This is a genomic window from Moorena producens 3L (assembly GCF_000211815.1).
Lineage (GTDB): Bacteria > Cyanobacteriota > Cyanobacteriia > Cyanobacteriales > Coleofasciculaceae > Moorena > Moorena producens.
This window is the reverse complement of the sequence record NZ_GL890908.1, coordinates 39,882-48,743: the sequence shown is the minus strand read 5'-3', so window position 1 is coordinate 48,743 and position 8,862 is coordinate 39,882. Positions and strand designations below refer to the sequence as shown.

The 8,862-nt window shown below is 45.9% G+C and carries 11 protein-coding genes; 3 read left to right on the top strand and 8 right to left on the bottom strand.

What is annotated here, in order from left to right:
* A partial coding sequence (locus LYNGBM3L_RS46515; RefSeq protein WP_165691887.1) for a hypothetical protein occupies window positions 1–558 on the top strand: 558 nt, incomplete at its 5' end.
* On the opposite strand, the gene LYNGBM3L_RS14260 is transcribed toward LYNGBM3L_RS46515, so the two are convergent.
* A complete protein-coding gene (locus LYNGBM3L_RS14260) occupies window positions 535–3,057 on the bottom strand; it encodes a baseplate J/gp47 family protein (RefSeq protein WP_008184370.1) in 2,523 nt (840 codons plus the stop codon). The two genes, LYNGBM3L_RS46515 and LYNGBM3L_RS14260, sit on opposite strands and share 24 nt — an antisense overlap.
* 51 nt (window positions 3,058–3,108) lie before the next feature.
* Here LYNGBM3L_RS14260 and LYNGBM3L_RS36495 point away from each other — a divergent pair, with 51 nt between their 5' ends.
* The gene (locus LYNGBM3L_RS36495) at window positions 3,109–3,387 is read left to right on the top strand and encodes a hypothetical protein (RefSeq protein ID WP_081432037.1); all 279 of its coding nucleotides are present in this window, start codon (window positions 3,109–3,111) and stop codon (window positions 3,385–3,387) included.
* On the opposite strand, the gene LYNGBM3L_RS46510 is transcribed toward LYNGBM3L_RS36495, so the two are convergent.
* On the bottom strand, window positions 3,303–4,121 hold the full coding sequence (locus tag LYNGBM3L_RS46510; protein WP_202799205.1) for a GPW/gp25 family protein: 819 nt from the start codon (window positions 4,119–4,121) through the stop codon (window positions 3,303–3,305). The genes LYNGBM3L_RS36495 and LYNGBM3L_RS46510 overlap by 85 nt on opposite strands.
* 53 nt (window positions 4,122–4,174) lie before the next feature.
* Window positions 4,175–4,579 carry a hypothetical protein gene (locus tag LYNGBM3L_RS43530; RefSeq protein ID WP_161603166.1) on the bottom strand — a complete coding sequence of 135 codons (405 nt, stop codon included), beginning with the start codon at window positions 4,577–4,579 and terminating at the stop codon, window positions 4,175–4,177.
* 38 nt (window positions 4,580–4,617) lie between these two features.
* Between LYNGBM3L_RS43530 and LYNGBM3L_RS43525 the strand changes: the two genes are divergently transcribed.
* Complete coding sequence (locus tag LYNGBM3L_RS43525) at window positions 4,618–4,908, top strand: hypothetical protein (protein WP_154659788.1); 291 nt, start codon at window positions 4,618–4,620, stop codon at window positions 4,906–4,908.
* An 871-nt stretch (window positions 4,909–5,779) separates the two neighbouring features.
* Here the strand turns inward: LYNGBM3L_RS43525 and LYNGBM3L_RS14240 are convergent.
* The 5 genes from LYNGBM3L_RS14240 to LYNGBM3L_RS43520 form a co-directional block, all read right to left on the bottom strand.
* The gene (locus tag LYNGBM3L_RS14240) at window positions 5,780–6,022 is read right to left on the bottom strand and encodes a hypothetical protein (protein WP_008184367.1); all 243 of its coding nucleotides are present in this window, start codon (window positions 6,020–6,022) and stop codon (window positions 5,780–5,782) included.
* 134 nt (window positions 6,023–6,156) lie between these two features.
* Complete coding sequence (locus LYNGBM3L_RS14235) at window positions 6,157–6,678, bottom strand: hypothetical protein (protein WP_008184366.1); 522 nt, start codon at window positions 6,676–6,678, stop codon at window positions 6,157–6,159.
* Window positions 6,678–7,532: a phage baseplate assembly protein V gene (locus LYNGBM3L_RS14230; protein WP_008184363.1), complete on the bottom strand. Its 855-nt coding sequence runs from the start codon at window positions 7,530–7,532 to the stop codon at window positions 6,678–6,680. The genes LYNGBM3L_RS14235 and LYNGBM3L_RS14230 overlap by 1 nt, the downstream gene beginning before the upstream one ends.
* Window positions 7,529–8,503: a hypothetical protein gene (locus tag LYNGBM3L_RS14225; RefSeq protein WP_008184362.1), complete on the bottom strand. Its 975-nt coding sequence runs from the start codon at window positions 8,501–8,503 to the stop codon at window positions 7,529–7,531. The genes LYNGBM3L_RS14230 and LYNGBM3L_RS14225 overlap by 4 nt, the downstream gene beginning before the upstream one ends.
* On the bottom strand, window positions 8,478–8,645 hold the full coding sequence (locus LYNGBM3L_RS43520) for a hypothetical protein (RefSeq protein ID WP_154659787.1): 168 nt from the start codon (window positions 8,643–8,645) through the stop codon (window positions 8,478–8,480). The genes LYNGBM3L_RS14225 and LYNGBM3L_RS43520 overlap by 26 nt, the downstream gene beginning before the upstream one ends.
* Window positions 8,646–8,862: the final 217 nt, after the last annotated feature.

The window sequence follows — 8,862 nt, the reverse complement described above, 5'->3', positions numbered from 1 at the left end:
ATTACCAATTACCAATTACCAATTACCAATTACCAATTACTAATTACCCATTATCCATTACCAATTACCTATTACCAATTACCTATTACCAATTACCTATTACCAATTACCTATTACCCATTAGATTTAGTACAAATGTTCTGCATAAGTGACATGCTCCCGATTCCCTGTCTTGATGCAGCGCATCCCTATTACCTATTACCCATTACCCATTACTTATCACCTATTACCTATTCCCTATTACCCATTACTTATCACCTATTACCTATTCCCTATTACCCATTACTTATCACCTATTACCTATTCCCTATTACCCATTACTTATCACCTATTACCTATTCCCTATTACCCATTACTTATCACCTATTACCTATTCCCTATTACCCATTACTTATCACCTATTACCTATTCCCTATTACCCATTACCTATCACCCATCACCCATTACCTATCACCCATCACCCATTACCTATTACCCATCACCCATTACCTATTACCTATTACCTATTACCCATTACCCATTACCCATTACCCATTACTTATCTTCAATCACAATTGACAAACTAGACGACTCTTGTAACTGAATCTCAGCCCGTTCTACAATCGCAATCGGAATATCTTGCTGATAGGAGCTACCCTTGGCTGTGAGTTCTAGCCCATCAATCCTGTAGTTAGAATCTCGGAGAAAGCTCCGGAGCGCCTCCATTAAATGCTTCTGATTTTGCTGTGAAGCTTGGCCATTGCTGATGAAACTCTGAAGGGTTTCCTGGTCAAAATTTCCTGCCTTAGTCCTGATCTGTACCAGCAGGAGAGTTTTCAATTGGTCATAATCCAGATTGTCTCCCACTGCTAGTTTGGGTAACTGCTGGAGAGAGGGAGTCAAAATACTCTTAACTGCTGCTTCCATAGCACTCTTGAGTTTTGCATGATCAACAGTTTCGGGAACTGCAACCGCCGGAGTTAGCCTTAAATTCAAAGTAGCGATCGCAACATCAACAACCTGGATATCACTATCAATGACAAACTGACTATCTAACTGAGTTTTTTCAAATTTGTTTACCTGAATTTGCGACTGTTCTTGGTCAATTATATCCTTAGCATTATTGTCTTCATCCAGAACCTTAAAATCCTCCAGTTTCCAATTAATATCTAGCACTGATTCTACGGTTTTTGCCTGTTCAACTAGCTGCTCAAGTTTAATATTTTCTTCTGGTTGGAGTTGCTCAAGATAAGCACTAACCTGCTCCCGAACCTGTTGGTAAATTTGCTGCTTCTCTTGTTGGGTAACTGTAACCGGTAAAATCAGCTTCAAGGCTCCGGTAATGGTGAGTAATCTCTCATAGAGAAATACCGAACTGAGCTGAGCCTGCTCCACAAACGTGACATTAACGGTTTCGCCATCAAAGGGAATCCCTGGTTGCCAGAAGGAGGGAATTAACTTGATTGCTTCGATGGTGGTGATTGTCTCAATACTCTTTTTAATCTCACTCCTAACCACTGCCTGGGATGGTTTGAAGTCAGCAAAATAGTGTTGTAGGGCTTGTTCAATTGCCTGTTGTTTGGAATCATCTAGTGCTTCAGCCTTAATTTGTAAGGCTACAGGAAGGGGTTTGATTTCTGAGGCAACGCGAACCGAGTGGGGGGTGAACTTTTCTAAGATATCCACCTCTAGCCGTTTCACTGGCGTTTCGGAGGATTGATAGTGCTGGCGAGCCAGTTCAGTACCTGCTGAATTACGGATACTGGTGGTGAGGGTAAAATCAACTAAATCATTGACACCGTTACAGCCTAGTATCTTACTCGTGAGTTGAGAGATGAGCAAGGGTTGACCCATTTTCTGCTCTTTGAGGTAGGAAATAATTGTCTGCTGTACCTGTTCTTCCAACTGTAGCCGTTCCTCTGGAGACAGTTTCAGTTCTGGTTGGAGTTCAATTTGGAATACCCCATCAACGTTCACTGCTGTCGCCGGTTTAAGTAATGGGTAGATTCCCGCTGCCTTAACTCGGTCAATTTCCTGTTTGAGCTGACTAACTTTCTCAAGATCTCTAAAATCAATGCCATCAACAAATATTTCAATGATTCCAAAGTCTTGCCGTGAAATAGGCTGCTCATTGCTAACCGTAAGAGTTACGCTATTAAGCACTAACTCTTTCCAAGTTGCACCAGCCTCAGCTTCCCCAGCTGCTCCAGAAATCCCAGCCTCTACCTCTACTTCCACCTCTTGATTTTCACCTGCTGAGAGGATTACCTCTTGAGTGGTGTGATAGTCTTTAGTTTGTGTGCCTAAGATTTCGAGTTTTATCGTTGTCCCTTTGGGAACCTTAAGCTCTTCACTAAGGGAGCCACTCTTAGTAACCTTAACCTTGCCCCTAGCAACATGAAAGTTTTCTCTAACTTGCACTTCCCGCACCCCAGGTAAACTCAACAGAGCATTCCGGATGGAGGTAGTATTACCACCACTCGTCGCCAGCAGGGTTTGCTTGGCTCTTTGGCGCAGTTGTTCGTCACTCTCCTGTAGTTTACCGGTAAATCGGAGGGTTTCTTGATTATTAACTGACTTGACACCTACTACCGGCTGAGGCATCACCACAATAGTTTCAGCTTCAGTTTCCTCTGTTTTACCCCGTCGTAGAGCCTGGACTCTCACCTGGGCAGTGGTTTGGTCTTTGGAAATCTTGCCTTCTTCAATGGTTTCGTAGGCTTTTTTGGGAGACTCCTGGGTATCTTCCGTGGTAACTAGTGTACCTTTGGGAATAAAAATATCTTCATCAATGCCGATATCTCGCGTAAAGGTAACTTTTCCGGTAGCATAATCCGGTTCTCCCCGCTTAATGCCTAAAATAGCAACTACTTTGTCAAGGTCAATGCCTTCGGCAGTATCCACAAAGCCAGACAGATATACCCGTTGCATCTGCTCGTAGAGGAGGGCGAGTTCCCAAGCAAAGGACTCGTATAGAGTGCGCACCACACTGCCTTCTTGAAAATCCGTTAGGGTGTCAGGAGTGCGACTCTGCATGGCCTCGAACAGTTGAGCAAAGCCTTTTTTCTCAAAAACCATCTCATTAAGCTCCAGCTAGTGAAGTTAAATTTTGCGTGTAATTTCTAGCTAATGAACTCATTACCCATTACCCATCACCCATTATTACCCATTACCCATTACCCATTACCCATCACCCATTACCCATTACCCATTACCCATTACCTATTACCTATTACCTATTACCTATTACCTATTACCTATTACCCATTACCCATTACCTATTACCCATTACCTATTACCTATTACCTATTACCTATTACCCATTACCCTCCAGGTAGGGAAAAGCTCAGGGTCAAGGGTGTTTCCTGGCCTACAGCTTTAAGGACTACAGTTGCTACGAGTGTATAACGTTGCTGACGAGAGGGAGGCTCAAAATCTATGGCCTTGATTTCTTCTATCCGAGGTTCTTGAGCTAGACACTCACGGATATACAAATTAGCAAGGGAGCGAAGACGATTATTATTTTGTTGACCCACTAACAGGTGGAGCCGTGACCCATAATTAGGATGTCCCAAAGCGGCAAGCTCCCCTTTACGGGTGTAAAGGCGATTGAGAATTGCCTGAGCCAAATTATCTAAACCTGTCGCTGTTGCCAAGTCACGATTGACACTTTTAAGGTCTACTAATTGTCGCTCAGAAATAAATTGTCCAGTGTGGCGGCGAGTGAATAATAAATCTTTTTCCATTAGGTGATGGGGAATGGGGAATGGGGAATCGGGAATCGGGAATCGGGAATGGGGAATGGGGAATGGGGAATGGGTAATGGGTGATGGGTAATAGGTGATAGGTAATGGGTAATGGGTAATGGGTAATGGGTAATGGGTAATAGGTAATAGGTAATAGGTAATAGGTAATGGCTGATGGCTGATCGCTGATGGCTGATCGCTGATGGCTGATCGCTGATGGCTGATCGCTGATCGCTGATCGCTGATCGCTGATGGCTGATGGCTGATGGCTGATCGCTGATCGCTGATCGCTGATCGCTGATGGCTGATGGCTGATGGGGAATTTTGCGATCGCACTAAACTGATTTGAAAAACAAGCTTGTAGCTTGTAGGGTGGGCAAAAACATTTTGGTTCACATGAGTCTTCTAGATAAGATAACTTTGCCCACCCTACTTTAATTGGTATTTTTTTAACTGCATTCCAAGTCTACATCCATGTAGGGGCATTGCTGAGGGGCGGAATGAATATGAGTGGGGTGGGCATCCTGCCTGCCGGGAATTGAAACGGGCAAGATGCCCATTCCACCAAGATGCCCATTCCACCAAGATGCCCATTCCACCAAGATGCCCATTCCACCAAGATGCCCATTCCACCAAGATGCCCATTCCACCAAGATGCCCATTCCACCAAGATGCCCATTCCACCAAGATGCCCATTCCACCAAGATGCCCATTCCACCAAGATGCCCATTCCACCAAGATGCCCATTCCACCAAGATGCCCATTCCACCAAGATGCCCATTCCACCAAGATGCCCATTCCACCAAGATGCCCATTCCACCAAGATGCCCATTCCACCAAGATGCCCATTCCACTGATTTGACAAACAAGCTTGTAGGGTGGGCAAAAAGCGATGCAGCGCGGTCTTGGGGAGGCAGTGCGGTCTTGGGGAGGCAGCGCGGTCTTGGGGAGGCAGCGCGGTCTTGGGGAGGCAGCGCGGTCTTGGGGAGGCAGCGCGGTCTTGGGGAGGCAGCGCGGTCTTGGGGAGGCAGCGCGGTCTTGGGGAGGCAGCGCGGTCTTGGGGAGGCAGCGCGGTCTTGGGGAGGCAGCGCGGTCTTGGGGAGGCAGCGCGGTCTTGGGGGTTTCCCCCATGAGCGACTGCCGTGGTTTCCCCCATGAGCGACTGCCGTGGTTTCCCCCATGAGCGACTGCCGTGGTTTCCCCCATGAGCGACTGCCGTGGTTTCCCCCATGAGCGACTGCCGTGGTTTCCCCCATGAGCGACTGCCGTGGTTTCCCCCATGAGCGACTGCCGTGGTTTCCCCCATGAGCGACTGCCGTGGTTTCCCCCATGAGCGACTGCCGTGGTTCCCCCATGAGCGACTGCCGTGGTTCCCCCCATGAGCGACTGCCGTGGTTTCCCCCACTCGCTATTGCATCAAGACACATTTTGATTCACATGAGTCTTCTAGATAAGATAACTTTGCCCACCCTACTTTAATTGGCGTTGCTGAATTAAGGAATGAAGGTGCGATCATCTGGTTTTATGAATGCCCCCTAAATCCCCCAAGCGAGCAATCCCTCGCTTGGGGGACTTTGATAGTATAGTTCCCCCCAAGCGAGCAATCCCTCGCTTGGGGGGCTAGGGGGGCGAAACCATACCCAGAATGAGCAACACCCTACTTTAATTGGTATTTTTTTAACTTCTCTCAGAGGTTGTCTGAGAAGTCTCATTTGCTACATCCAAGCCCCCTAAATCCCCCGAGCGAGCAATCCCTCGCTCGGGGGACTTTTAGCAGCAAATTGATTCTTGTTCCCCCCAAGCGAGCAATCCCTCGCTTGGGGGGCTAGGGCGTGTTTTCAAAGTTTTCCGCCAGATGATGATCCCCCCCAGCCCCCCTTAAAAAAGGGGGGAGCCATACTCAAAGTCCCCCTTTTTTAAGGGGGATTTAGGGGGATCTCCGAGGCAAGAAAACACGCCCTAGGGGGGCAAAATTCAGTATAAAAAAACTTTTCAGATATCCTCTCAATTTACGCTGAAACTCAGGAGTAAGTTGCACCTCAACTAAGGGAGCATCAGTCAAGGTCAATTCCCTCCCAGATTTGAGAAATGGGTAAGGTTTGTCCAGTCACAGCTTGCTGCCAAGACTTGCTAAAACTTTCTGCTGAAAACTCAGTATTATCACCTTCTGGTATAGATTGAGTTTCTAGGGCATGGTTCTTTTGAATAATTGTGGATAGTATTTTGAGTAGTTCAAGCTGCTCTGCTAATGAAAGCGACTGAGCAATGTTGACCGCTTCTTGAACCTGTGATTTCATTAATCTCCTCTATTTATAATTTAATTGTCTACACCAAAATAAAATAATATTCTTTACCAATTCCCGATTCCCGATTCCCGATTCCCGATTCCCCATTCTAAATTCTAAATTCTAAATTCTAAATTCTAAATTCCCTAAATTGGTAACTCCTTCCCTGCAACCTTCAAGCCTTCAGTTACCTCCAATTTGCCATTAATTTTAATAGTTTTTGATGGATTAAGAGGGGACAATTCGATATCACCTTGCTCAGAAATATTAAGGCGTAACATTTCCTTTCCTTTCATCTTGATCACAAGCCCCGCCTTTGCCTCTGAGACATCCAACACCAGCTCATCCTTAATCGTGATTCCCTTCTCAGCAACAATGCCTTTCTCAGCAACAAAGGTTCCCGTTGCCGTTACCTTCTTATTCGTTTCTAGGGAAATACCATCCTCTTGATGTAAACAAATTAGAGCATGACCAGAGCTATTTTCTCCATTAGGACATTGATCATCTGTGCCCTCACACCAACCATTTTCATCAGGTTCCTCAATGGGGCCAGGCATATCATAAGGACAGATGAAAATTTTGAGGTAAACAGGATGGTCCCCTTTTACCTCTTGAATTGAGCCATCCTTAAATTTATAATCGCTGTTTGCCCCTTTGATTCTAACCATTACCCCACCTTGGTATTTCTCGCCTTGGCCTGAATTGAATTAATCTTCTCTGTTGGCACCATCACCGGACAGGGAGCGCCGAGATTACCCACATGGGTGTGGGTAGCCAGAATAATATCGTCATTATCACCAACAGCATTAGCCGGTAACCGTCCACCAACTTGCACAGAAGCCGTGGTTGCATCCCCAATCTTGATCGAACCTACACTTTTGACGGTGACATTAGAGCTAGCTGCATCAATGGTGATGCCGCCACTTTCAACTTTAATCTTGCAGGTGCCGTTATCAATAGTGATATTACCACCAGATAAAGCCACAGTACATTTTTCGTTTTTCAGGGTAGCATCTCCTCCTTCGAGGGTGACATGGCACTTTTCGTTGGTGAGATCAATTTTCTGATCATCGACAGTAATCACCTGCTTCTCATTTTTACTAGTAACAGTAACTACCCCCTCCTGATCAATTTTAAAACTACCCCCCTCTTTCAGGTTATGTTGTAGGTAGAATTCCTTTTCCTTGTTGACAGGGGGTTGGTCTTGGTCATTGTAGAGCCGACCAATAATCACAGGAGCATTGAGATTACCGCCAATAAAGGTAACCAACACCAAATCTCCCACATTGGGAATATTAACCAGTCCTAAATGGGGAGTTGCTACTGGCACTTTCCGCAGTTCAAAGTCTTTGCCGTCTGGCTGTTTTTTGTTCTTTAACTTAACTGAACATTGGTAGTTGTCCTTGTCACTCTCAGAGGTATGGGGAAACACCGCTGTCACAATGCCCAACTCAGTAGTGTAAACTTTACGTGCTTCCTGCTGAGCAACCTTCTGCATTACTCCAACAATCGAGTCTGTCACACTTCCTCCCAATCAATTACAGTACAAAAACCACTACGGCGATTGAGACGGTGGCTTACTCCCGTCACTTTGAAGCTACCATTCAGGGTAGCCATCGGCATTTTTGACACCTTGATCTCATCTCCTAGCTTGACATTAGCATTACCTAGCACCTTAATTTCACCCCGTTGCTTCTGGCGCTGCTTAGCCAAAACCGCCTCAGCCATTTTCTGAGCAACTGCCTGGGTACGAGCTGTGGGGTCAGTCAGTCGTAGAGTAGTGATACCAGAACCGGAACCAGCAGTACCCTTAACCTCCTTTTTGGTTAGCCAAGAGTACGCCTGTTCTCCTTGTCCTTGACTGCTGGGACTTTCTCCATAAATTTCCACCTTCTCAACCCCAGGATGGGGTTGCTCCAATTCCAAGGCCAGAATGTCTTCCCCATACTTGAATTGATGGCTACTGGCAGGTTTATATTTAGCAAATACAGCTTTGTCTTGGGTGTTGGCATAGAAATCAAAGCCACATTGTTGTGCTAAAGTTTCGAGATGGTCATAAGCTGACATCAAATCTCCCACCCCATAGACCGAAAATTTCAGACCATTCTCCACTTGCCCCACCTTCACCTTGCCCCACTTGAGAATATCTTTGACAATATCCCCAGCATTCGGTTTTTCGTAAACCCGATTTAACCGAGCTGCGGTTAAACTCCCAAAAGTGCTGGCAGCCTCAATCCTGACACGGTCAATGCTCCAGTCTACCCTACTAACCTTACCGGTAAAGACTAACGTTTGCTTATTCTCATCGCCCAATTCCACCGATACCAGCTCTTCTGGACTGATAGTTAAACCCTGTGGCAACCCTAGAACAAGACAGCAGGTATTCACCGGAATAGTTAACTCACTATGCGATCGCAACTCAATCAGCTGCGTTTGTTGCCCTGCGTTACAGACAACGCTACCAATTTTAATGGTGTAACCAATTTTTAACATCAGGGGAATGGGTAATAGGTAATAGGTAATAGGTAGTAGGTAGTAGGTAATAGGTAATAGGTAATGGGTAATGGGTAATGGGTGATGGGTGATGGGGAATAGGTAATAGGTAATGGGGAATGGGTAATGGGGTGCATCTCACTTTTGTAAATGTTCGTAGGGTGCGTTAGGGACGGGGGAGCCATTATTGTATTGGTAGCCAGTGTTAGGACAATCCGTCCCGTAACGCACCATCTGGTCAAACGGCAAAAATGAGATGCACCCTGGGGAATGGGTGATGGGTAATGGGGAATGGGTAATGGGTAATGGGTAATGGGTAATCGTAAAAATTAGCCATCAAGATCAACTTAACATAGCAC

Coding starts and splice junctions, on each gene's coding strand:
- LYNGBM3L_RS14260 (WP_008184370.1), bottom strand. CDS start 3,057: ATGGTTTTTGAGAAAAAAGGCTTTGCTCAACTGTTCGAGGCCATGCAG.
- LYNGBM3L_RS36495 (WP_081432037.1), top strand. CDS start 3,109: ATGAACTCATTACCCATTACCCATCACCCATTATTACCCATTACCCAT.
- LYNGBM3L_RS43525 (WP_154659788.1), top strand. CDS start 4,618: ATGCAGCGCGGTCTTGGGGAGGCAGTGCGGTCTTGGGGAGGCAGCGCG.
- LYNGBM3L_RS14240 (WP_008184367.1), bottom strand. CDS start 6,022: ATGAAATCACAGGTTCAAGAAGCGGTCAACATTGCTCAGTCGCTTTCA.
- LYNGBM3L_RS14235 (WP_008184366.1), bottom strand. CDS start 6,678: ATGGTTAGAATCAAAGGGGCAAACAGCGATTATAAATTTAAGGATGGC.
- LYNGBM3L_RS14225 (WP_008184362.1), bottom strand. CDS start 8,503: ATGTTAAAAATTGGTTACACCATTAAAATTGGTAGCGTTGTCTGTAAC.